Annotated in this window: 21 protein-coding genes; 19 read left to right on the top strand and 2 right to left on the bottom strand. The window is 75.4% G+C overall.

Annotated elements, in window-relative coordinates:
* Positions 1-42: 42 nt before the first annotated feature.
* From AC07D6_RS09420 to AC07D6_RS09410, 3 genes are read left to right on the top strand one after another with little or no spacing between them, the layout of a single operon-like run.
* Positions 43-1,569 carry a VWA domain-containing protein gene (locus AC07D6_RS09420; protein ID WP_315875681.1) on the top strand — a complete coding sequence of 509 codons (1,527 nt, stop codon included), beginning with the start codon at positions 43-45 and terminating at the stop codon, positions 1,567-1,569.
* A complete protein-coding gene (locus AC07D6_RS09415; protein WP_315875680.1) occupies positions 1,566-2,492 on the top strand; it encodes a hypothetical protein in 927 nt (308 codons plus the stop codon). The genes AC07D6_RS09420 and AC07D6_RS09415 overlap by 4 nt, the downstream gene beginning before the upstream one ends.
* Positions 2,489-3,733, top strand: a complete 1,245-nt coding sequence (locus AC07D6_RS09410; protein WP_479043133.1) for an ABC transporter substrate-binding protein — start codon at positions 2,489-2,491, stop codon at positions 3,731-3,733. Before AC07D6_RS09415 ends, AC07D6_RS09410 begins: the two co-directional genes overlap by 4 nt.
* Positions 3,734-3,902: 169 nt before the next feature.
* Here AC07D6_RS09410 and AC07D6_RS09405 read toward each other — a convergent pair whose 3' ends face one another.
* Both AC07D6_RS09405 and AC07D6_RS09400 read right to left on the bottom strand, forming a co-directional pair.
* Positions 3,903-4,871 (bottom strand): CpaE/TadZ family protein, encoded by a 969-nt coding sequence (locus tag AC07D6_RS09405; protein ID WP_479043132.1) that lies wholly within the window; start codon positions 4,869-4,871, stop codon positions 3,903-3,905.
* Positions 4,872-5,403: 532 nt separating this feature from the next.
* Positions 5,404-6,036, bottom strand: a complete 633-nt coding sequence (locus AC07D6_RS09400) for a hemerythrin domain-containing protein (protein WP_315875676.1) — start codon at positions 6,034-6,036, stop codon at positions 5,404-5,406.
* Positions 6,037-7,530: 1,494 nt separating this feature from the next.
* Between AC07D6_RS09400 and AC07D6_RS09395 the strand changes: the two genes are divergently transcribed.
* From AC07D6_RS09395 to AC07D6_RS09320, 16 genes are all read left to right on the top strand, one after another.
* Positions 7,531-8,763 (top strand): IS701 family transposase, encoded by a 1,233-nt coding sequence (locus AC07D6_RS09395; RefSeq protein ID WP_479043131.1) that lies wholly within the window; start codon positions 7,531-7,533, stop codon positions 8,761-8,763.
* Between the two features lie 218 nt (positions 8,764-8,981).
* Entirely contained in the window at positions 8,982-9,767 is a 786-nt protein-coding gene (fabG, locus tag AC07D6_RS09390; protein WP_315875674.1) for a 3-oxoacyl-ACP reductase FabG, read from the top strand.
* A gap of 32 nt (positions 9,768-9,799) precedes the next feature.
* Positions 9,800-10,828: a 3-hydroxyacyl-CoA dehydrogenase NAD-binding domain-containing protein gene (locus AC07D6_RS09385; protein WP_479043130.1), complete on the top strand. Its 1,029-nt coding sequence runs from the start codon at positions 9,800-9,802 to the stop codon at positions 10,826-10,828.
* A gap of 231 nt (positions 10,829-11,059) precedes the next feature.
* Entirely contained in the window at positions 11,060-11,971 is a 912-nt protein-coding gene (locus AC07D6_RS09380) for an NADP-dependent oxidoreductase (protein ID WP_315875672.1), read from the top strand.
* A gap of 44 nt (positions 11,972-12,015) precedes the next feature.
* Positions 12,016-12,672, top strand: a complete 657-nt coding sequence (locus tag AC07D6_RS09375; protein WP_479043129.1) for a DsbA family oxidoreductase — start codon at positions 12,016-12,018, stop codon at positions 12,670-12,672.
* Positions 12,673-12,775: 103 nt separating this feature from the next.
* The gene (locus AC07D6_RS09370; RefSeq protein WP_315875670.1) at positions 12,776-13,423 is read left to right on the top strand and encodes a hypothetical protein; all 648 of its coding nucleotides are present in this window, start codon (positions 12,776-12,778) and stop codon (positions 13,421-13,423) included.
* Between the two features lie 122 nt (positions 13,424-13,545).
* Positions 13,546-14,682 carry a 3-hydroxyacyl-CoA dehydrogenase NAD-binding domain-containing protein gene (locus AC07D6_RS09365; protein ID WP_479043128.1) on the top strand — a complete coding sequence of 379 codons (1,137 nt, stop codon included), beginning with the start codon at positions 13,546-13,548 and terminating at the stop codon, positions 14,680-14,682.
* A gap of 25 nt (positions 14,683-14,707) precedes the next feature.
* Positions 14,708-15,433, top strand: coding sequence for a DsbA family oxidoreductase (locus tag AC07D6_RS09360; RefSeq protein ID WP_479043127.1), 726 nt, complete (start codon positions 14,708-14,710; stop codon positions 15,431-15,433).
* A gap of 197 nt (positions 15,434-15,630) precedes the next feature.
* Positions 15,631-16,629 (top strand): quinone oxidoreductase family protein, encoded by a 999-nt coding sequence (locus AC07D6_RS09355; protein WP_479043126.1) that lies wholly within the window; start codon positions 15,631-15,633, stop codon positions 16,627-16,629.
* A gap of 126 nt (positions 16,630-16,755) precedes the next feature.
* Complete coding sequence (locus AC07D6_RS09350; RefSeq protein ID WP_315875666.1) at positions 16,756-17,352, top strand: NADPH-dependent FMN reductase; 597 nt, start codon at positions 16,756-16,758, stop codon at positions 17,350-17,352.
* A 204-nt stretch (positions 17,353-17,556) separates the two neighbouring features.
* Positions 17,557-18,825, top strand: a complete 1,269-nt coding sequence (locus AC07D6_RS09345) for a beta-ketoacyl-[acyl-carrier-protein] synthase family protein (protein ID WP_315875665.1) — start codon at positions 17,557-17,559, stop codon at positions 18,823-18,825.
* Positions 18,822-20,048 carry a ketosynthase chain-length factor gene (locus AC07D6_RS09340; protein ID WP_479043124.1) on the top strand — a complete coding sequence of 409 codons (1,227 nt, stop codon included), beginning with the start codon at positions 18,822-18,824 and terminating at the stop codon, positions 20,046-20,048. The genes AC07D6_RS09345 and AC07D6_RS09340 overlap by 4 nt, the downstream gene beginning before the upstream one ends.
* Before the next feature lie 53 nt (positions 20,049-20,101).
* Entirely contained in the window at positions 20,102-20,359 is a 258-nt protein-coding gene (locus tag AC07D6_RS09335; protein ID WP_479043123.1) for an acyl carrier protein, read from the top strand.
* Between the two features lie 58 nt (positions 20,360-20,417).
* Positions 20,418-21,374: an aromatase/cyclase gene (locus AC07D6_RS09330; protein WP_479043122.1), complete on the top strand. Its 957-nt coding sequence runs from the start codon at positions 20,418-20,420 to the stop codon at positions 21,372-21,374.
* 25 nt (positions 21,375-21,399) lie between these two features.
* Positions 21,400-21,837 (top strand): nuclear transport factor 2 family protein, encoded by a 438-nt coding sequence (locus AC07D6_RS09325; protein WP_315875661.1) that lies wholly within the window; start codon positions 21,400-21,402, stop codon positions 21,835-21,837.
* 681 nt (positions 21,838-22,518) lie between these two features.
* Complete coding sequence (locus AC07D6_RS09320; RefSeq protein ID WP_315875660.1) at positions 22,519-23,442, top strand: MBL fold metallo-hydrolase; 924 nt, start codon at positions 22,519-22,521, stop codon at positions 23,440-23,442.
* Positions 23,443-23,523: the final 81 nt, after the last annotated feature.

Below are 23,523 nucleotides of genomic sequence, written 5' to 3'. Positions count from 1 at the left end.
CCGCGAGAGGCGAACGCACGCGACGAGGGGGACGCGAGGGACATGACGCCGACAAGCACCGCGGGCGGCGCGGCGGGGACGACGGCCGGCCTGGAGATCAGCCAGTGGAAGTACCTGTCCGCGGAGGCCCGCGACCAGGAGATGCACGTCGTGCTGACCGTCCGGGTCGACGGCACGGGCGGCGCGGCGGGAGGCGCGGGAGACGGGCCGGGGGGCGGTGCGGCGGGCGGGCCGGGCGGCGGCCCGCTCCTCGCCGAAGTGCTGGTCGTCGACTGCTCCAGCTCGATGACCTGGCCGCAGGAGAAGTTCCGCGCCGCCCGCCAGGCCGCCGCCGCCGCGATCCGGATGCTGCCGGCCGGCACCCCGTTCGCCGTCGTCCAGGGCACCGAGGGCGCCGCCATGGCCTACCCGGCGGCGGAGCGCATGGCTGCCGCGTCCCCCGGGCACCGCCGCGGCGCCGAGTCCGCCGTCCACGGACTGGTGGCCGGCGGCGGCACCTGCATCGGCGCCTGGCTCGACCTGGCCGGCCGCCTCCTCACCGAGCAGGACGCGCCCATCGGGCACGTCCTGCTCCTGACGGACGGCAAGAACCAGCACGACAGCGAGATGCCGCTCGACGCCGTGCTCGACACGTGGGAAGGCCGGTTCGTCTGCGACGCCTGGGGCATCGGCGACGGCTGGGACGCTCGCGAGCTGCTGCGGATCGCCCGCCGCCTGCACGGCAGCGTCGGCGCCGTACGCGAGGAGTCCGAGCTCCCCGGCGCGTACGAGAAGCTGACCGCCCGGCTGCTCACCAAGACCGTCCCCGAGCTGACCATCGAGGTCGCGCCCGTGCCGGGCACCACGGTCCGCTACCTCAAGCAGGTGTTCCCCACGGAGGTCGACCTGGAGCCCGCCGGCCGGCCGGACCCCGGCGCCCCGCACCGCTTCACCACCCGCGCCTGGGGCGACGAGACCCGCCGGTACCACCTGTGCCTCTCCGCCGACCCCACCGGGCGCCCCCGCCGCGAGGACCTGCAACTGGCCGTCGTCTCGCTCGTGCCGCCCGCCGTCGCCGGCGGCCTGCGCCCGCCGCCCCCGCGCCCCTGCGTCGTCCACTGGACGGAGGACCCGGCGCTCTCCCGGCACACCGACACCCAGGTCGCCCACTTCCAGTTGTACGGGCAGCTCGGCCAGGCCGTCGCCGCCGCGGCCGACGCCTACCGCAGGGGCGACCGCGAGGGCGCCGAGCACCACCTCGGCCGCGGCGTCCGGCTCGCCCACACCGTCGGCGCGGCCCGGCCGCTCGCCGACTTCGCACGGCTGGTGGAGATCGTGGACGCCGCCACCGGCCGGGTCCGGATCCGCCCCGACCTGGCCCCCGTCGACTTCGAACACCTGATCACCGCCAGCAGCCACAGCACGTACGGCCCCGAGGGGGACGGGGACGCGCCCGAAGGCCCCGGCGCCCCGGGCACCGGCACCGGCCCGGGCGCCGCCACCGTCCCGTGCCCGGCGTGCGGCGGGCGGGCACCGGTCGACGCCCGGTTCTGCCCCCGCTGCGGCCACCGCCTCCGGGAGCGGCCGTGAGCACCACCGCGCGGGACCTCCGCGCCCGGCTGTCGCTGCTGCTCGTCCTCGGCCTGACCACGACGCTCGTCCTGTTCGGCGCCTTCCGCGCCGTCCACGACGACGCCGACCGGCTCGCCTCGTCCAGCGCGCCCGGCGTCCTCGCCGTCGACACCGCGAGGTCCGCCCTGGCCTCGGCCCGCGACGCGGCGGCCGAGGCCGGTCTGGAGGGCGCGGGGACGAGCGCGTTCCACACCCGCGTCTCCGTCGCCCACCAGGCCCTCGCCCTGGCCGCCTCCGAGAACGTCACCGGTCTGGACGGCCGCCGCACCCTGCAGACCGTCACCGGGCTGATCGCCGTCTACTCCGGCTGGGTCGAGCAGGCGGGCCGCGAACCCGGCGGCTCCCCGCTGCGCACCGCCTACCTGCACTACGCGGGCCGCGTCCTCGACGCGCCCGACACGGAGGAGGACATCATGGGCCGCCTCGCCCAACTGCGCGAGCAGCAGCTCGACGTGGCCGAGGAGCAGGCCGCGTTCGGGTGGCCGCTGGTCCTCGCCTGGGGGGCCGCCGCCGTGCTGTTCACCGCCCTGTGCGCGGCCCTGGGGGAGGCCCAGCGGTTCGTCCGGCGCCGCTTCCGCCGCCTGGCCGACCCGCCGCTGCTGGCCGCGACGGCGCTGTGGGCGGCCGGCGCGGCGACCCTGGCGTGGCTCACCCTCCGCACGCGCACCGGCGCGGCGGACGCGCTGCGCGAGCTGAGGGGCGCGCCGACCGGCGACGGCATCGCGACGGCCGGGGCGCGCGTCGCGCGGCACCTGGCCGAAGCGGACGCACGGGCGGCGGCGTCCGACTGGATCCTGGTGGGAGGGGTGGCCCTGGTGGCACTGACCGCGAGCGGCCTGCTGCCGCGCATCGCCGAGTACCGCGTCGGGAAGCGCCGATGACCGGCCGCCGGAGCACGTACGCCGTCGTGGCGCTCTGCCTGGCGCTGCTCGTCACCGGCGCGGTGGCGGGCGCGGAGTGGTGGGCGGGGCGCTGGAAGGGCTCCGTCACGGTGCTGGGCAACTGGACCGGCGAGGACGAGGAACGCTTCCGCCGCGACGTGCTGGGCCCGTTCGAGCGGAAGCACCGCATCCGGGTCGTGTACCAGGGCAGCTCCGCCGAGAGCCAGGTGCTCGCCGCCGACGTGGCGTCCGGCACGCCCCCCGACGTGGTCATCATGCCGGGCCCGGGCGAGCTCGCGGCGTACGCGGCCCAGGGCCGGCTCAAGCCCCTGGACGGCCTGTTCGACCCGGACCACTACGACCCGGTGTGGGCGCCCGCGCTGAAGGGCGGCGTCCACTGGGTGCCGGTGAAGGCCGACCTGAAGAGCATGGTGTGGCACCCGGGCGCCCTCACCGAGGCGGAGGCCGCCCGCATCGCCCGGGACCCGGGGGAGTGGTGCCTCGCCATGGAGTCCGGCGCCACGTCCGGCTGGCCGGGCACCGACTGGGTGGAGGACGTCCTGCTCCAGCAGGCCGGCTGGGAGACGTACCAGAAGTGGGCGACGGGCCGGCTGCCCTGGACGGACCCGGCCGTGCGCAGGGCGTGGACGACGTGGGGCGACCTCGTCGGCGCGGGCGACCGGCGGCGCGTCGAGCGGGTGCTCCTCGCCCCCTACCAGGACCCGTGGGGCGGCGGGCGCCCCGCCTGTGTGAACGAGCGGCTGGAGCACCAGGCGGCGTTCGTCCGCGCCGGCGCGCACTGGACGGAGGCCCGCGGCCGGTACGTCCACTCCAAGGCCGTGATCCCCGGTGCCCGCCCGGACCTGACGGCGTGGGAGGTCTCCGGCGACCTCGCGGCCATGCTGCGCGACACCCCCGGGGCGCGGGCGCTGATCCGCCACCTCGCCGACCCCGGCACGGCCCGACTGGGCTTCACCGCCAACCGGTCGGTCCCGTCGGGCGCGTACGACGCGGACCCGATGGCCGCCCGCATCGACGCGACCCTGCGCGGCCGGGGCACGATGCGCTGCTGGGACGCCTCCGACGCGATGCCCCCGGCGATGCGCGACGCCTTCCACCAGGCGGTGCTGCGGTTCCTGGCCGACCCGCGGGAGCTGCCGGCGCGGCTGGCGGTGCTGGAGGAGGTCCGCGAGCGGCACGGGAAGGCGGAGTGGCTGCCGTCGGCGTGCGGCAGCGGCTGAGCCCGGCCCGCCTCGGCCGTCCCGGCTGCCCTGCCGGCCCGCCCCGGCCGCTCCGGTCACCTTGGCCGTCCCGCTCGTTCCGGCCGCCCTGGTTGTCGTGGCCGTCCCGGCTGTCCCGGTCGGCCCGTCAGACCCTCCGGCCCTTCCGGCCCCTTCGGGCCGCCCGGCCTCAGCGCATCCCGAGGGCCCGCCGCAGCGCCGCCCCCGCGAGGTCGACGGCCGCGTCGTGCGTGGCCCGGGCGAGCATGGCCGTGTGGATGGGCCCGCCCTGCGCGAGGTGCCGGTCGTACGGCAGCGTCAGCACGGTCACGCCCGGCTCCCGCAGGTGCGCGACGGCCGTCTTCTGGTCGAGGGTCATGTCGGGGGCGCCCGACGTCAGGACGACGACGGTGCTGTCGATCGCCCGGCGGTGCGGCAGCCCGCCCAGCCAGTCCAGCACGACGCGCGTGCCGTTGACGCCCTCCGCGGTGCGCGGCGCGACGATCACCCGGGCGTGCGCGGTGTCCATCGCCGTACGGGCGACCTCGCCGGGCAGCGTCTCGCAGTCGACGACGGTCACCGCGAAGTGGCGGCGCAGCGCCAGCGACACCGTCCGGTACGTCGGCACGTCCAGCGGCGGCCCGACGCGGCCCTGGCTCGCCGGGAGCAGCCAGCCGCCACCGGGGACGGGGACGAGGTACCCGGTGATGTCGTTCAGGTCCATGCGGGGGGTCAGGATCCGCGCCAGCTCGGGACAGGACCACCGTACGGACGGGGCGCCCATCCGCACGGCGAGCGTGCCCAGCGCGGCGTCGGCCTCCAGGGTCAGCACCGGGTCGGGCCGGTGCTGGGTGAACGTGCGCCCCAGGAGCGCGGCGACCGTCGACTTGCCGACCCCGCCGCGGATGGACGTCACGGCGATGACCCGCCCGCTGGGGACGGGCAGCCGCACCTCCCGCCCGCCGCGGTCGTGTTCCGCGCCCTCCTTGGCGACGGAGGCGGCCAGCCCGCGCAGCGACTGCCCGACGCGCCGCACCGCCGAGTCGCCGTGCTGGGGCCGTCCGAGGGCGGAGGCGAGCCGCTGGTCGACGGCGGGCACGGGTTCGGGCGCGGGCAGGGGCACGTACGGCCTGCGCATCAGGTGGTCGCCGTGAGTCATGCCGTACTCCTAAGCGGGGGCGCCGGGACACCGGTGGCGAGCGGGAACAGCGCGGGGGAGCCCGCCGCTTCGAGCGGTTCGCCGGCCTTCCGCGACCGCGCGCACGACCCGGCGCCCGGGGCGCGGAGGAGCACGGCCGGCGGCGCGGCGGCCGGGACGCCCCCCACGGGCGGCGGCGGGACGGGCCCGCCGTGCGCGGCACGCACGTCCGGGATCCGCGGCGGAGCGGCCCCGGCGGCAGCCGGCCCGGCGGCCTCCCGCGTACGCAGCCCCCGCCCGGCTTCCGTCTCCGCGCACGCCGCGGTGGCCCCCACTGCACTCACGCGTTCGAACCTACCATCGGCCCGGGCCCTCCAACGGGCCGGAAAACCGTGGGTCCGGGCCCTCCAGCGGGCCGGAGAACCGTAGGCCCCGGGCCCTTCAACGGACCGGAAAAAGCCGCCGCCGGACGACTCCGGCGGCGGCGAAAACACCCGGGGGAGGGGGCCGGGCGCCCCCGCGCACGGCGGCGCCCGGCCCCCCGTCCCGGGTGTCAGGCGCCCGCGGCGCCGGCCTCCGCCTCCCGCACCTGCCGCTCCAACTCGTCCTTGTTCATCGTCGACCGCCCCTCGATGCCCAGCTTCCGGGCCTTCGCGTACAACTCGTCCCGCGTCGGCCCGCCTTCGCTCCGGCCTCCGCCGGAGGCGCCACCGCCTCCGTCACCGTCCCCGCCGCCCCCGCGGACGGCCTTCCCGGCCAGCTCCTCGGACCGCTGCCCGGCGAACTCCAGCCCGAGGCGGTGCAGTTGCTCGGCGTCCAGGGCCTCACCGAGCGCGGTGAGCAGCTCCTGCTCCTCCTCCTCGACGTGGTGGCGCACGGCGCCGATCCACTTCTCCAGGCCCTCCTCGAACTCGGTGCTCTCCCAGTCGAGTTCCAGCAGCCGCCTGCCCAGGTCCTCGGCCTCGTGGTGCTCCTCGGTCGCGTGCTGGACCTCTTCCCCCTCCCCGACCTTCTCGGTGAGCACCGGGTAGACGTACTCCTCCTCGGCCCGGCTGTGTGCCTCCAGCATCGCCACGGCCAGAGGCAGCGCCAGCGGCCGCGAACCCTTGTCCTTCCTCATCATCTCGAAGAGGCGATCCAGCTCACGGTGGTCATTCCTGATCATCGCGATGACGTCATCGGCCATGGCGGAACCTTTCGCGTTCGACGACCCAACGTGCCGACCCGCGTGTTTCCCCGGAACGCGAAAAGATGCCCGGCTTCCGGCCGACCGCCGGTGTGCGGGAGGAGCCCGTCCGGCGCCGGAACGGTTCCTCCCCGCTCCACGGCACGGTCCCCGGGGGAAGGCGCCGCGCCGGCCGGGTCCGCGCCGCGTGCCGGGGATCGGTGCCCGAAGGAGGCTCCGTAGGACCTTTCGGTGCCGTGGCGGCCGTCTCCTCGGCTGTTTCGGTGTTCTCCGTGGTTCTCCGTGCGGGCGTTCCGCCGGGGCCCGCCGTGCCATTCCGGTATTCGCGGACGGGGGGGGAGAGGCGGCGCCCGCGAAGACCCCCGGCGGAACCGCCGCGGATGTCGCGACGAGCCGCGCGAGCCGAAATGCGGGAGGGGCAGTGGACGGCGGTGGATAAGGAACAGGAAATTCCACCGCTCCGGTTCAGCGATCCGCTTTCCCGAGGGGTGACGGGGCTCGGCGGACGGCGTGCGGTCTCGGCAACCGCACGGGCGAGGTGAATGCGCCGTCCGGCCCCGGCGGCGTCCCGGGGCTCGCCGGAGCCGGCGACGAGGCGGTGCGCGAACACCACGGCCTCGGGCCGCCCCGGCGGGGCCGACGGCCTGGCCCGCCTGAGCCGCGTCGGTCGGTGTCGGGTCGCGTCCGGCCGGGCCGGGGGCGCCTCCGCCGCGTCCGGGCCGTCCGCGCGGCGGTTCGCGCCTGCGTCCGCGCGACGGCCCACGGCGCGGCGGGCCTCGCCCGCGTCCGCACCGCGTGTGTAGAGCGGTGACGCCCCGGGTGGCCGTGTGACCGTGGCCTCGCCCGCGTCCGCACCGCCGGAGCCGCCCGTCCGCGCGACGGCCACGGCCCGGCCGTGACGGATGGGGCGAGGAGCGTGCCATCCCCTTCCGAGCCCCGGGTCACGGCCCCCCCTCGTACCCCGGGTTACGTCCTCTTCGCGCCCCGGGCACGCCCCCTTCCGCGTCCCGGGCCCCTCGGCGGCGGGGTGACCGCCGCCCCTCTCCGCGCCCCCGGCCTCCGGCCCCGGCCTCCGGTAGGTTTTCGCCCGCGCGCCCTCTGGCCCCCGGCAGGCTCTCGCCCGCCGGCAGGCCCCGCCCGCAGGGGCATGGCCGATGCCCTCGCCCTCACCCGTCCCATTCGAGCCACCCCCGCCCCCACCGGGCCCTCACCCCGGCCGTCCGCCCGGGCGACCCCGCAGTCGGCACTCTGCGTAACCGACCCGTCGGTACGTGACATGACATCCGGCTTGGAACCGGACGCGCCCGTGGTGCTCCAGAGCCCCGCTCCGGTGGTTTCCGGCCGAGAAATGCCGACGAATGCGCACTTCGTGGACCGTGGGTTGCCGATTTCCAGCCAATCGATCCTTGATATCGATTCTGCAACGTCAATCGCGTAGGTTTTACGCCGAAAATGTTCAAGTAGTGCGCAGCCTGTCATGTTCAAGGGGGAACCATGCACGTCGGCCAGCGATACAGGGCGGCTCCGGGTGGCGAGAACCCGTCCATCGGACCCGGTGAATTGGAGGCGTGGGTGGCCGAACTCGGCGACTCCGTCTTCGCCCCCCTGGGCAGACGTGACCAGCGCCTCCAGGCCGAGCGGTACACGCGCGGGCTGCTGACCGCCACGGGGCGCAAGACGCTGCGGAACATCGCGGACCAGGTCGGCGGGGAGGCCGCGCGGCAGAGCACCCACCACTTCATCAGCGGGTCGCCGTGGGAGTGGACGGAGGTGCGGCGCGCCCTCGCCGCCGCGGTCGAGCGGCTGACCGGGCCGCGGACCCTGGTGGTGCTGCCGACCGTGGTCCCGCGGGTCGGCACGCGCTCGGTGGGGGTGGAGAAGCAGTTCGTCCCGCACCTGGGGCAGACCGTCGTCGGCCAGCAGGCGTACGGGGCGTGGCTGGCGTCGGCCGACGCGGCGGTGCCGGTGAACTGGCGGCTGGTGCTGCCCCCGAGCTGGTCGAAGGACACGTTGCGCCGGCGGATGGCGAGCATCCCCGAGGAGATCGGACCGGAGACCCCGGAGGAGTGCGCGAGCGCGGTCGCCCTGGAGCCGGTCCGCGACTGGGGCGTGTCCTGCGGGCTCGTGGTCCTCGACAGCGAGGGGCTGGACATCGGGGGGTGCCTCCGGCACTTCGACCGGGCCGGAATGCCGCTGGTGATGAGGGTGAGCCCCTCGACCCCGCTGCGGATCGACTGCAAGACCCTCCAGGGTTACGGCGACCGCGAGATACAGGCCGAGCAGCTCGTCGAGTCGATGAAGCGGATGCGCAGGCCCCTCGAATGCCAGGACCCGTGGGGCAGGCCGGTACAGGACGCCGTGGCGGCGGTCATCCCGGTCGTACCGGCGCAGACGCCCGTGCCCCGGCGCGACCCCGACCGGCCGCTGCTGCTGGTGGCGCACTGGCCGGGCCGCGAGCGCCGGCCCGCCAAGCTGTGGCTCACCACCGCGAGCGACCTCCCGCTGGCCACGGTGGTGGAGCTGACCGAGCTCGCGGACGTGGTCACCCGCGACTTCCTGCCGATCGCCGAGAACGTGGGCCTGCGGGACTTCGGGGGCCGCTCGTTCCAGGGCTGGCACCGGCACATCACGATGGCGTCCGTGGCCCACCTCGCGGCCGTGCTGGCCGGCCCCGAGAACTTCCCGGCGACCCGCGCCGCCGGGCCCGCCGCGGCGCGGACCGGTTGACCCCGGAGGGTTCCGGCGCGTCGCCGGCCGGTGGCGCGCCGGACCTCACCGGGCCGGGGCCCCACCGGGCTGGGCCCCCACCGGCCTGGGTTCCCACCGGGGCCGGCCCGGGCCGGCCGCGCGTACCGCTGGATCCCCCCTCGACCACCCGTCGAGCCCCGGCGCCGACTCTAGTCACCGTCAAACTCGCTTCGAGTAAACGGTGTTACGGAGGAACGATGGCCGAGCGTCAGCAGCGGGTGGCAGTGGTGACCGGGGCGACCAGCGGGATCGGCCTGGCCGTGGCCGCGCACCTGGCCCGCGGCGGTGCCCGCGTCTTCGTGTGCGGACGGGACGCGGACCGGCTCGCCGGGACCGTCAAGTCCCTGCGCGACGAGGGCCTGGAGGTCGACGGCGTCCCGTGCGACGTCACCGACAAGGAGGACGTCCAGCGCTTCGTCCGCGCCGCGGTGGAGCGCTACGGCGCCATCGACGTCCTGGTCAACAACGCCGGGCGCAACGGCGGCGGGGCCATCGCGGAGATGACCGACGAGCTCTGGTACGACGTCATCAACACCAACCTCAACAGCGTCTTCCTGGTGACCCGCGAGGTCCTGTCCGCCGGCGGCATGCTCGGCAAGGACTGGGGCCGGATCATCAACATCGCCTCCACGGCCGGCAAGCAGGGCGCGGTCACCGCGGCCCCGTACTCCGCGTCGAAGCACGGCGTGGTCGGCTTCACCAAGGCGCTGGGCCTGGACCTGGCCAAGACCGGCATCACCGTCAACGCGGTCTGCCCCGGCTTCGTCGAGACCCCGATGGCCGAGCGGGTCCGCCGCCACTACGCGGACATGTGGGACATCACCGAGGAAGAGGCCGCCGAGAAGGTCACCACCCGCGTGCCGATCGGCCGCTACGTGGACGTCGAGGAGGTCGCGGCGATGGTGGACTACCTCGTCGCCGACGCCGCCGGGGCCGTCACCGCGCAGGCCATGAACGTCTGCGGCGCCCTCGGCACCTACTGATCCGCGCCCCTCCCCGTACCCCAGGAGCACCCGTGAGTGAGACGACGGCAGGCACGGCCGCGGCGGCGGGCGGAGCAGGGCCCGCGCGTACGGCCGCGGTGATCGGCACCGGCACCATCGGCCTCGGCTGGATCGCCCTGTTCGCCGCGGCGGGCATGGCGGTCCGCGTCAACAGCCGCCGCCCCGACGCGGAACGCCACGTGCGCGCGGCCCTCGGCCGGTACGCGGCCACCCTCCCCGGCGGCCCGAGGGACCCGGAGGAGCTGGCGGAGCGGCTGCGGTTCGAGCCGGACGTCGCCCGCGCGGTCGAGGGCGCGGACGTCGTACAGGAGAACGCCCCCGAGGACCTGGCGCTCAAGCGGGACCTCTTCGCGCGCGCCGGCGCCGCGGCCGGCCCCCGCAGCCTGCTGCTGTCCTCGACGTCCACGCTGCTGCCCGACGACCTCGGCTCGGCGATGGACGATCCGTCCCGGCTGCTCGTGGCCCACCCCTTCAACCCGCCGCACATCGTGCCGCTGGTCGAGGTGGTCGCGGGGGAGCGGACCGACCCGGCGGCCGTGGACGACGCGGTCGCGTTCTACCGGGGCCTGGGGAAGACGCCGACCGTGCTGCGCAGGCCCGTCCCCGGGTTCGTCGCCAACCGGCTCCAGTCGGCCCTGCTCCGGGAGAGCATCCACCTGGTCCGCGAGGGGGTCGTGTCGGTCGCGGAGCTGGACGAGATCGTGACCGCGTCCATCGGGCCGCGCTGGGCGGCCGTCGGCCCCTTCCGGGCCTTCCACCTCGGCGGCGGGCCGGGCGGACTGCGCCACTGGTTCCAGCACCTCGGCGTCGGCCTGGAACGCAGTTGGGCGGGGCTGGGCGAACCGCCGGTCGACGAGGCCACGGTCGGCACGGTGATCGCCCAGGCCGACGAGGCGTTCGGCGCCCACTCCTACGAGCGGCTCGCGGCGGACCGCGACACGGTCCAGAACGCCGTCATCGCCGCCGTCGCCCGCGCCCGGGCCACCGGGCCGGACGCCACCGGGCCGGGCGCCGCCGGGCCGGGCGCCACCGAGGACTGAGCGGACGCCACGGCGCCGGGGCCGCTCGAAGTCTGCTCGGAGACCGCTCGAAGGCCACTCGAAGATCACTTGAAAGTCGCTCGAAGACCGCTCGAAGACCGCTTGGGCCCAACTCCGGCCTCCACGAGCCCGGTTGACCTCAACTGTGGCTGAGGTTGCACGATGGGGTCACGGGCTCGCCGGGGAACCCCGGCGGACCCGTGACCCATACGTGCGAGGAAGGAATCGCCCATGCTGGCAGCAGCCATCCGTACCTTCGGCGGCCCCGAGGTGCTCGAGGTGACGGAGCTCGACACGCCCCGTCCGTCCCCCGGCGAGGTGCGGGTGAGGGTGAAGGCGGCCGGAGCCCAGGCGTACGACTGCGCCGTCCGCGCCGGCTGGAACCCGCCCGGCATGACCCTGGCCTTCCCCCAGGTCCTCGGCAACGACTTCGCCGGCGTCGTCGACGAACTCGGTGAAGGCGTCACCGGGTTCTCCGTGGGCGACGAGGTCCTCGGCTGGGCCGTGCTCTCCTGCTACGCCCAGTACCTCGTGGTCCCGGCCGACCAGGTCGTGCCCAAGCCCGCGAACATGCCGTGGGAGGAGGCCGGCGCGTTCTCCGCCTCCGCGCAGACCGCCCACACCGCCCTCAAGGCCCTGGAGGTCGGCCCCGGCGACACCCTGCTCGTGCACGCCGCCGCCGGCGGCGTCGGCACGATCACCGCCCAGCTCGCCAAGGAGTGGGGCGCCACGGTCATCGGCACCGCCAGCGAGCGCAACCACGACTACCTCCGCTCCCTCGGCGCGATCCCCGTCACCTACGGCGAGGGGCTCGCCGACCGGGTCCGCGCCCTGGCCCCCGAGGGGGTGACAGCCGCCCTCGACTGCATCGGCGGCGAGGCCCTCGACGTCTCCGTCGAACTCGTCAAGGACCGCGCCCGCATCGGCACCCTCGTCGACTTCGCCCGCGTCGAGGAGCTCGGCGTCCGGGCCATCTTCAGCCAGCGGTCCGCCGAGCGCCTGCGCGAACTCACCGAGCTGTACGACCGGAACCGGCTGCGCGTCGAGATCTCCCGGGTCTTCCCCCTGGAAGCCGCCGCCGACGCCCACCGCGAGGTCGAGACCGGGCACGTGCGCGGCAAGGTCGTCCTGTCGATCGACTGACCACCGCGAGCGCCCCCCGCCCAACGGCCACCGAGGAGACCCCTGTGAAGATCGAAGTTTTCTCCGACATCCTCTGCCCCTGGTGCTACATCGGCAAGCGCCGCATCCACGACGCCCTGGAGCGGTTCGGCCACCGGGACGGGGTCGAGGTCGTCTGGCGCAGCTACGAACTCGGCCCCGAGGCCGAGCGCGAGCCCGGGCCGACGGCCGCGAAGGTCATGGAACAGTGGATGGACCCGGCCGCCGTCCCGGCCCGCGTCGCCCTGATCAAGGGGCACGGCCGCAGGGAGGGCCTGGAGATCAACATGCACCTCTCCACCCCGGTCAACTCCTTCGACGCCCACCGGCTCACCCACCTGGCGGCCGCGCGCGGCGTCACCGGGGAGCTGATGGAACGGCTCTTCCGCGCGTACCACACCGAGGCGCTGAACATCGCCGACCACGACGTGCTGGTGCGCCTGGCCGAGGAGGCGGGCCTCGACGCCGCCGAGGCGCGCGAGGTGCTCGCCGGGGACGCGTACGCCGCCGCCGTCCGCGCCGACGAGCAGCGGGCCCGTGACCTCGGCGTCACCGGTGTGCCGTCCGTCGTGGTCGACGGGCTGCCCCCGGTCTCCGGGGTGATGGACCCCGCCGCACTCGTGGACCACCTCGAACGCGCCAGTTCCCGCGCCGCCGCGCGCGCCGCGACCTCCGCCGGGTAGGGGCGCCGGGCCTGGATGAACTCTCGATCGCGACTCCAGCCGGGGCGGCCAGATTAGGCCAGGCGCGCCCGGAGCGTCCAGGCGCGAAGAACAGGGGAACACAGTGCAGACGAACTGGAAGAAGGCCGCCTCCCTCCTCGCCTCGGTGGGTGTGGCCGTCACGGGGGTCCTGGTGACGAGCGGCTCCGCCACGGCGGCGACGAACGGCACCAAGACCACGACCACGCAGCCGTACGTGTGTCAGACCCGGGTGTCGGGCGGGTGGATCCCGGTCGAGTACTCCCGCGACTTCACCGTGACGGCGCCGGCCACCGTCGCCCCGTACAAGGCGTTCAAGGTCACGTTCGACTCGACGCCGATCAACGCGGTCGCCGCGTACAACAAGACGCTGACCGACGTGAAGATCGCGTACCAGGTGCCGGCGGGCGCCACGGTGGTGGGCTACTGGCTGAGCGGCGGCAGCGCCAACCTCAACGGCAGCCAGTGGGTCGAGCGGAACGGCAACACCCTGGTCGTGCGGGCCGACGGCATGTTCGAGGGCGGGGTGGCGTACGACCTGCCGAACCTGGAGGTCGTCCTGCGCGCCCCCGGATCCGGCACGCTGACCACCACCGCCGGCGGCACCAGCTTCGACGACCCGTCCTTCTACTGGTACCGCCTCCAGCCCACCACCAACGAGTGGGACCCCTTCCAGTGCTACGCCGACCCGGCCAAGCCGGTGGTCTTCTCCACCACCAAGGTCCAGCCCTGACGGGCAGGACCGGACGGTTCCGCACGGCCGCCGGAGCACCGCTCCGGCGGCCGTTGCCGGATGTCCGGACACCCACCGGCGACACCGACCACACCGACCACCCCGACCACGGCAGGTAGGACATGGGCACCGCGACGGAACCCGCCGCCCCGCGCACGATCGCCGTCATCGGGGCCGGCACCATCGGACTGGCCTGGACCACCCTCTTCCTGGCCCACGGACTGCGCGTCCGCGTCCACAGCCGGCGCGCCGGGGCGGACCGGATCGTCGCCGAGGCCCTGGAGCTCCTCGCCCCCGGACTGCCGGGCGGCGGACGCGACCCGCGGGAGCTCGCCCGCCGGCTGGAGGTCGAGCCCGACCTCGAACGGGCCGTACGGGACGTCGACGTGGTCCAGGAGAACCTGCCCGACGACCTGGAACTCAAGCAGGACCTCTTCCGCCGCGTCGGCGCGGCCGCGCCCCCGACGGCCCTGCTGCTCTCCTCCACCTCCCGGCTGCTGCCCGACGCCATGGGCGCCACGATGGCCGACCCCGGGCGGCTGCTCGTCGGGCACCCCCTCAACCCGCCCCACCTCATCCCCCTCGTGGAGGTCGTCGGCGGCAGCCGGACCGATCCGGCGGCGGTCGAGGAGTGCGTCGCCTTCTACCGGTCGGTGGGCCGGGTCCCGGTCGTGCTGCGCAAGCCGGTGCGGCGGTTCGTCGCCAACCGGCTCCAGGCCGCGATCCTCCGGGAGGGCGTCCACCTCGTCCAGGAGGGCGTCGTCACCATGGCCGAGCTCGACACGGTGGTGACCCAGGGCCTCGGGGTGCGCTGGGCGGCGGTCGGCCTCTTCCAGGCGTTCCACCTCGGCGGCGGCGAGGGCGGCCTGCGCCGCTGGCTGGCGGCGGCCGGGCCCGGCATGGACGACGCCTGGCGGGACCTCGGCCGCCCCCGGATGACGGCGGAGACCATCGACCGGCTCGCCGACCTCGCCGAGGAGACCTACGGGCGGGACGGTTACGCGCGCCGCGTGGCGGACCGCGACGCCCGGCAGAACGCCGTCCTGGAGGCGCTGGCCCGCGTCGGCGCCCCCGACGGGACCGGCGGGGCCGACGGGGCCGGCGCCTCCCACGGGACCGGCGGGGCCGACGGCAGCGAGGACGCGCACGGCGGCGGTGACGACGTACACGACGGGGCCGAAGACGCGCACGCCAGCGGCGAAGACGTACACGACGGCACCGACGGCGTGCGCGACGGACACGACGGCCACAACGGATAGACGGAAACAGGAACAGAGGGAGCCCATGAACACCACCGAGACCGGCGGAACCCGCCACGCGCCCGACACCGGCACCGACACCGTCGACTTCTGGTTCGACCCGCTCTGCCCCTGGGCGTGGATCACCTCGCGCTGGATCACCGAGGTCGCCGAGCACCGCCCGCTCACCGTGCGCTGGCACGAGATGAGCCTCGCCCTGCTCAACAGCGGCTCGGAGATGTCCGAGCAGCGGCGCAGGATGCTGGACGCGTACTGGGGTCCCGTACGCGTGGTGGCGGCGGCGCGACACGCGCACGGCGACGTCGTCGTCGGCCCCCTCTACACCGCCCTGGGCAGCCGCCTGCACGCCCCGGACGGCATCTTCGCCCCCGTGCGCGACGCCACCGAGGACACCTGGCAGCAGGTGATGACCGAGGCGATGAGCGGAACCGGAGCCGTCGTCGAGGCCGCGCTCCGCGACGTCGGCCTCCCCGCCGACCTGGCCGGGGAGGCGGGCTCCGAGCGGTGGGACGAGGCGCTGCGGGCCTCCCACGCCCGGGTGCCGTCCGACGGCCTCGGGCAGGAGCTCATCGGCGTCCCCACCCTCTCCGTCAACGGCCGCGCCGCGCAGTTCGGGCCGGTCCTCAGCGAGATCCCGACCGGCGAGCGCGCCCTGCGCCTGTGGGACGCGCTGCGCACCCTGGCGACCGACCCCGGCTTCTTCGAACTCAAGCAGTGCACGGGCCGCCCGGAGCCCCGCACCGTGCGCTGACCGGACCTCCGGGCCCCGGGTCTTCGAGCCCGGGGTCTTCGAGCCTCCGGGTCTTCGAGCCTCCGGGCCCCCGGGCCCCCGGGCCCCCGACCTCTTCGGGCCTCCGCGCGCCCCTCGATCCGTCCCCGAGCTGTCTCCGAGCCGTGCTCAAGCCCGGCTCGCGAGGCTGGTCCCGGCGACGACGACCGGAGGAAATGATGCGCACCATCCGTATCCACGCGTTCGGGGCCCCGGAGGTCATGCGGGTCGAGGAGACACCTGTGCCGAGCCCCGGCCCGGGACAGGTGCTCATCGCCGTGGAGGCGGTGAGCGTGGGGTTCGCCCAGACCCAGATGCGGCGCGACATCTTCCCCGCCCCCATGTGGAAGCCGACGTTCCCCATCGTGCTGGGCGGCGATGTCGTCGGCACGGTCGCCGCCCTGGGCGAGGGGGTGACCGGGATCCGCGAAGGCGACCGCGTGGGCGCCTTCACCCTGCACGGCGCGTACGCCGAATACGTCGCGGTGGACGCGGACACCGTCCTGCCGGTCCCGGCCGACATGGACGCGGCACAGGCCACCGCCCTGCCCGGCTCCGGGCCCATCGCCATGGGCACCCTGGCCACCGCGTCGCTGCGGCAGGGCGAGACCGTCCTGGTGCACGCCGCCTCCGGCGGCATCGGCCACCTCGCCGTCCAGGCGGCCAGGGCGGCCGGCGCCGGCCGGATCATCGCCACCGCCGGCTCCGCCCGCAAGCTCGACTTCGTACGGGAACTGGGCGCCGACGTCCTCGTGGACTACTCCCGCGACGACTGGCCGGACCGGGTGCGGGAGGCCACCGGCGGCCAGGGCGTCGACGTCATCCTCGACAGCGTCGGCGGAGAGGTGCTGCGCACCGGAGTGGGGCTCCTCGCCCCGTTCGGCCGGCTCGTGTTCTACGGCTCCTCCGCCGGCGGCCGTGCCGTCCCCGGCATCTCGCCCATGGAGCTCATCGGCATGCGGTCCCTCACCTGCTTCGCCCTGGGGCAGTGGCGGACGAGCCGCCGCCAGGAGTACCTGGACCACCACGAGAAGCTGGTCCGGTACCTCACCGACGGGACGGTCCGGCACGCGATCCACAGCGCGCTGCCCCTCGAAGAGGCCGCCAAGGCCCACGAGCTCGTCGAGACCCGCGCCCACACCGGCCGCGTGGTCCTGCTGACGGGGCGGGCCGGCTGAGCGGCTCCGCCCGCCGCCCCCGCACCCGTCCCCGCCCCGCACCCCCGCACGCCCGCGCCCCGCGCCCCCGCACGCCCGCGCCCCTCGCCTCCGGGACCGGTTCCCCACCTCACGCTAGGAGCACCCATGCCGACCGCCACGCCCACCCGCCTGGCCGTCATCGTCGGCAGCACCCGCGAGGGCCGCTTCGGCCCCGTGGTCGCCGACTGGTTCGTCCGCCGGGCCCGCGCCCGCGGCGATCTCGACGTCGACGTCGTCGACATCGCCGGGGCCCGGCTTCCCGCGGTCCTGGGGGAGGTCGGCGAGGACGGCCGGTACGCCTCGCCCGAAGTGCGCGCCTATGCCGAGCGCATCGCCGGGGCCGACGTCTTCGTCGTCGTCACCCCCGAGTACAACCGCGGCTACCCCGCCGCCCTCAAGCACGCCGTCGACTGCCTCTACGCCGAGTGGCAGGCCAAGCCGGTGGGCTTCGTCGGATACGCCGGCGGCATGTCCGGCGGCATCCGCGCCATCGAGCAGCTCCGGCCGGTCTTCACCGAACTGCACGCGGTGCCGCTGCGCGACAGCGTGAACTTCCCGCACGTGCACACCCGGTTCGGCGACGACGGCGAGCCGCTGGACGCCCAGGAGGTCAACGCGGCGGCGAAGAAGCTGCTCGACCAGCTCATGTGGTGGGCGCAGGCGCTCCGCGAGGCCCGGGCACGGCGGCCGTACGTCGCCTGACCGCGCCACCCGCACCGGCCCCGGGCGCGGTGATCCGGTTTCGAGTCGTGTTCGAGCCCCTGTCCGCAGGGTGAGGAGAGCCGGCGGCGGTGCCCCCACGGGAGTGGCCGGGCGGACCCGCCGGGCAAGACGAAAGGAAAGAGACGCGATGTTCTGCTGCAAGCACGGTGGTCCCCGGGCGGCCGGCAGCGCGGGGAGCCCCCGATGAGCCGCCGCGTGGTGATCACCGGAATCGGGATCCGCGCTCCCGGGGGGTCCGGCGCGAAGGCGTTCTGGGACCTGCTCACCGCCGGGCGCACCGCCACCCGGCGCATCTCCTTCTTCGACGCGGCCCCGTTCCGGTCCCAGGTCGCCGGCGAGGTCGACTTCCGCCCCGAGGACGAGGGACTGACCCCGCGCGAGATCCGCCGCATGGACCGGGCCACCCAGTTCGCGGTCGCCTGCGCCCGGGAGGCGGTCGCCGACAGCGGACTGGAGTTCGGCGGCGTGGATCCGCACCGGATCGGCGTCAGCCTCGGCAGTGCGGTCGCCTCCGCGACCAGCCTGGAGAACGAGTACCTGGTGATGTCCGACCGGGGGCGCGAGTGGCGGGTCGACCCCGGCTACCTGTCGCCGCACATGTTCGACTACCTCAGCCCCGGGGTCATGCCCGCCGAGATCGCGTGGGTGGCCGGCGCCGAGGGCCCGGTGACCATGGTGTCCGACGGCTGCACCTCCGGCCTCGACGCCGTCGGCCACGCGGTGCAGCTCATCCGCGAGGGCGGCGCCGACGTCATGGTCGCCGGTGCCGCCGACACCCCCATCTCCCCGATCGTGGTGGCCTGCTTCGACGCCATCAAGGCCACCACCACCCGCAACGACGACCCCGAGCACGCCTCCCGCCCGTTCGACGCCTCCCGCGACGGCTTCGTCCTCGCCGAGGGCGCCGCCGTGTTCGTCCTGGAGGAGTACGCGACCGCCCGGGCCCGGGGCGCGCAGATCTACGCCGAGATCACCGGTTACGCCACGCGCTGCAACGCGTACCACATGACCGGCCTGAAGCGGGACGGCCGCGAGATGGCCGAGGCGATCCGGGCCGCCCTCGACGAGTCCCGCATCGACCCGACGGTCGTCGACTACGTCAACGCCCACGGCTCCGGCACCAAGCAGAACGACCGGCACGAGACCGCCGCGTTCAAGCGCAGCCTCGGCGACCACGCGTACCGCGTGCCGATCAGCTCCATCAAGTCGATGGTCGGGCACTCCCTCGGCGCGATCGGCTCCCTGGAGATCGCGGCCTGCGCCCTCGCCATCCGGCACAACGTCGTGCCCCCCACGGCCAACCTGCACGTCCCCGACGCCGAGTGCGACCTGGACTACGTGCCGCTGACCGCGCGCGAACAGCGGGTGGACACCGTCCTGACCGTCGGCAGCGGCTTCGGCGGCTTCCAGAGCGCGATGGTCCTGCGCACCCCGGAAGGAGCCGCCGCATGACCGCCAGGACGGTGATCACCGGAATCGGCGTCACGGCCCCCAACGGCCTGGGCACCGAGACCTACTGGAAGTCGGTCCTGTCCGGCCACAGCGGCATCGGCAGGGTCACCCGCTTCGACGTCTCCGGCTACCCGGCCACCCTCGCCGGGCAGATCGACGACTTCGACCCCGCCGAGCACCTGCCGAGCCGACTGCTCCCGCAGACCGACCATTCCACCCAACTCGCGCTCACCGCCGCGGCCTGGGCCCTCACCGACGCCGCCGTCTCCCCCGGCGACCTGCCCGACTACGACATGGGCGTCATCACCTCCAACGCCCTCGGCGGCTTCGACTTCACCCACCGGGAGTTCGCCAAGCTCTGGAGCAAGGGACCCGAGTTCGTCAGCGTCTACGAGTCCTTCGCCTGGTTCTACGCCGTCAACACCGGCCAGATCTCCATCCGGCACGGCATGCGCGGCCCCAGCGCCGCCCTCGTCGGCGAGCAGGCCGGCGGACTCGACGCCCTCGGCTACGCCCGCCGCGGCATCCGCCGCGGCACCCCCCTGATGATCGCCGGAGGCGTCGACTCCGCCCTCGACCCGTGGGGGTACGTCTCCCAGCTCGCCGACGGCCGCGTCACCCGCGAGACCGACCCCGCCCGGGCCTACCTGCCCTTCGACAGCCTCGCCTCCGGCCACGTGCCCGGCGAGGGCGGCGCGATGCTCGTCCTGGAGGACGAGGACCGCGCCCGCGCCCGCGGAGCCGAGCGGCTGCACGCCGCGCTGACCGGGTACAGCGCCACGTTCGACCCCGCGCCCGGCTCGGGCCGCCCGCCGGGGCTGCGGCGCGCCGCCGAGAACGCGATCGCCGACGCCGGGCTGGGCCCCGCCGACATCGACGCGGTCTTCGCCGACGGCGCAGGGATCCCCGAGCTCGACGCCGCCGAGGCCCAGGCCCTCAGCGGCCTGTTCGGCGCGGGCGGCGTCCCCGTCACCGCGCCCAAGGCGCTCACCGGGCGCCTGTACGCGGGCGGCGGCCCGCTCGACGTGGTCACCGCGGCCCTGTCCATCCGCGACGGCGTCGTACCGCCCACCCCCGCGCTCGGCGGCGTACCCGACGCCTACGGCATCGACGTCGTCCGCGGCGAGCCCCGGGAGCGGCGCGTCCGTCACGTCCTCGTCCTCGCCCGGGGGCGCTGGGGCTTCAACGCGGCCGTGGTGGTCAGCGCCGTCGACGAGCCGTAGACGGCACCGCACCCCCGGCCCCCCTCACCGCACGAACCAAGGAGAGAGAACCCATGGCACAGATCACCGTCGACGACGTCCGCCGCATCCTCGTCGCGTGCGCGGGCGACATGGAAGGCGTCGGCCCCGACACCGACATCACCCACCTCACCTTCGAGGACCTCGGGTACGACTCCCTCGCCCTCATGGAGAGCGCCGCGCAGATCAAGCAGGAGTTCGGCGTGGTCGTGCCGGACGACGAGATCACGAAGGTCACGACGCCCCAGGAACTCGCCGACCTGGTCAACGGCCTCGTGGCCCGCGCCGCCTGACCCGCCCATCCGCCCGCCCGTCCCTGCCCCGCCCGCCCCGCACGAGGAGCACGCCCGCATGACACCGCGACGGCACCGCACCGAGCACACCCTGGACGTGTCCGCCCGCCCCGAGGTGCTGTACGACCTGGTGGCCGACGTGGCCGCCTGGCCGGCCGTCTTCGGGCCGACCGTGCACGTACAGCACCTGGAGCGCGGCGAGCGCGCCGAACGGTTCCGGATCTGGGCGACCGTGAACGGCGGGGTCTCCGACTGGACCTCGCGGCGCACCCTGGACCCGGAGGGCCTGCGCATCACCTTCCGGCAGGAGCGCAGCCGCCCCCCGATCGCCTCCATGGGCGGCGAGTGGCGCTTCGAGGCCCTGCCCCACGGCGGCACCCGCCTCGTGCTGCTGCACGACTTCGCCGCCGAGGGCGACGACCCGGAGACGGTGAAGTGGATCAACGAGGCGCTGGACCGCAACAGCGCCGAGGAACTGCGGGCCCTGGCACGGGTGGCCGAACTCGGCCACCCCGTCCGGGACGTGGTCCTCACCTTCACCGACACCCTCGAATTCCGGGGGGCGGCCCTCGACGCGTACGCCTTCGTGCACCGCGCGGACCTGTGGGCGCAGCGCCTGCCGCACGTCAGCCGCGTCCGCCTGGTCGAGGAGCCGCCCGGCATCCAGGACCTGGAGATGGACACCGTCACGGCGGACGGCTCCGCGCACACGACCCGCTCGGTGCGCGTGTGCGAGGAGCCGTCGTGGATCGCCTACAAGCAGCGGGTCACCCCGCGGTTGCTGCTCGGCCACAGCGGCCTGTGGGAGTTCGCGTCCGGCGAGGGCGGCACCACCGTCGCCACCGCCCGGCACACCGTGGTGCTCGACCCGGCCGCGGTGCCGGAGGTCCTCGGCGCGGACCGCACCCTCGCCGACGCCCGCGCCCACGTCCGTGACGCGCTCGGCCGCAACAGCCTTGCCACCATGCGGCACGCCGCCGCGTTCGCCGAGGCCGGGACCGGCGCCTCGGCCTGACGGCCCCCTACCCGAGGAGACCCCCTTGAGCGTCACCGCCGACCTTTCCTCCCTCACCGAACTCCACTCCCTGGTGCAGCACTTCTACGCCCACCAGATGCACCACCTGGACAACCGCAGGTTCGAGGAGTACGCCGCCACGTTCACCGAGGACGGCGAGTTCCAGCACTCCCCGGGGGTCGAGCCCGCCCGGGGCCGGGCCGGGATCGTCCGCGAACTCGTCGACTTCCACAAGAAGTTCGACGGCGACCCGGTGCGCCGTCGGCACTGGTTCAACCAGATCGCCCTGGACCCGCGTCCCGACGGCACCGTCCACTCCACCGTGTACGCCCTGGTCGTGACCGTACGGCCGGGCGGCAAGCCGGAGATCAGCCCCAGCTGCACGGTCCACGACGTGCTGGTCATCGACGGGGGGAGGCCGGCGCTCAAGTCCCGGACCATCAGCCATGACCAGGTCTTCTGACGCGTCCGGGACGGAGCCGGCCGGTCGGGCGGCCCGGGGGCCCGGGTCGGCCGCCCCCGGCGGGCCGCGCGACGGCGGCCGGTACGGGGCCTAGCCCGCCGGCGCGGCGGCGCTCGCCGTCCACGAGCCGCCGCACCACGGGCCCGCGCCGGCCGCCCCCCGGTGGCACAGGCCGCCCCCGGCGGGGCCGGCCGCTCTCGGCGGCACCGGCCGCCCCCGGCGGTACCGGCCGCCCCCGGCCCGGCCGGACGACCCGCCCGACGCGGCGGCCCCGCCACCGCGCGGGCTGCTTGCCGGGCCTCGCCCCTCCGGCCCGGGTCTGCGGGTCCGCACCGGCCGTCCCCGACGGCCGGTCGGCCCGCCGGGGCGCGGTGGCCGTGCTGCCGTGCGGGGCAGCCTGCCGGGCCCCATCCCTCGGGCCCGGGCCCACGGGCCGGGGCGGTGGTCGTGCCGGTGTGCGCGGCCGTCCGCCGGGCCCTCTCCCGGGCCCGGGCCCGAGGGGCCGCGACGACGGCCGCGCCGGTGCGCGCGGCCGTCCGCCGGGCCCTCTCCCCGGCCCCGCGCCCGCGCCCCCGGCTCACGGCCCCCGGCCCACGGCGCCTGTGCCCCCCCCGCGCCCGCGCCCCCGGCCCCGCGCCCCGACCCCCGTACCCGAACGACCCGCACCCCAGGGAGCTGCCCGTGACCCCCCGCCACCCCGCCACCCCGACCCCCCGGCTGCAGGAGGTCGCGGAGGACGTCTTCGCCTACGTGCAGCCCGACGGCGGATGGTGCCTCAACAACGCCGGACTCGTCGTCTCGGACGGCTGCTCGGCGCTGGTCGACACCGCCGCCACTCAGGCCCGGGCGCAGGCCCTCAAGGAGGCCGTCGCCCGGGTGTCGCCGCAGCCGCCGCGCCTGGTGGTCAACACCCACTCGCACGGCGACCACACCTTCGGCAACCACCTGTTCGCCGACGACGCCGTGATCGTCGCCCACGAGGGCGCCCGCGCCGAGATGGAGGCGACCGGCCTCCACCTGACCGGGCTGTGGCCCGACGTCCCGTGGGGCGAGATCACCGTGACCCTCCCGGACCTCACCTTCCGGGACCGGCTCACCCTGCACGTCGGCCGGGTCCGCGCCGAGCTCGTCCACCTGGGCCCGGCGCACACCGCGAGCGACACCGTCGTGTGGCTCCCCGACCGGCGCGTGCTGTACGCCGGGGACCTCGTCATGTCCGGGGCCACCCCGTTCTGCCTGATGGGCTCCGTCGCGGGCACCATCGAGGTGATGGAGCGGCTCCGGGCGTTCGGCGCCGAGACCATCGTGCCCGGACACGGGCCCGTGGGCGGCCCCGAGCTGCTCGACGTCACCGAGGGCTACCTGCGCCGGGTCCAGGAACTGGCGGCCGAGGGCATCGCGGCCGGGGTCACCCCGCTGGAGGCGGCGCGCGACGCCGACCTCGGAGCGTACGCCGACCTGCTCGACTCCGAGCGGCTCGTCCCCAACCTGCACCGGGCCTACGCCGAGGCGCGGGGCGCGGCACCGGGCGAACCGATGGACGTCGGCCTGCTGTTCTCCGAGATGGTCGCGCACCACGGCGGGCTTCCCGCCTGCCGTGCCTGACCGCGTGGACCGCCGTTCGAGCCCCCTTTTAGCGGCACTCTTCAGCCTTCAGGGGACGGGGCCCGGCATCGCTCCGGTGCG

This window comes from Streptomyces sp. NPDC045287 (assembly GCF_056432325.1).
Note: the sequence above shows the minus strand (reverse complement) of the source record. Positions and strands in the feature narration are given on the sequence as shown.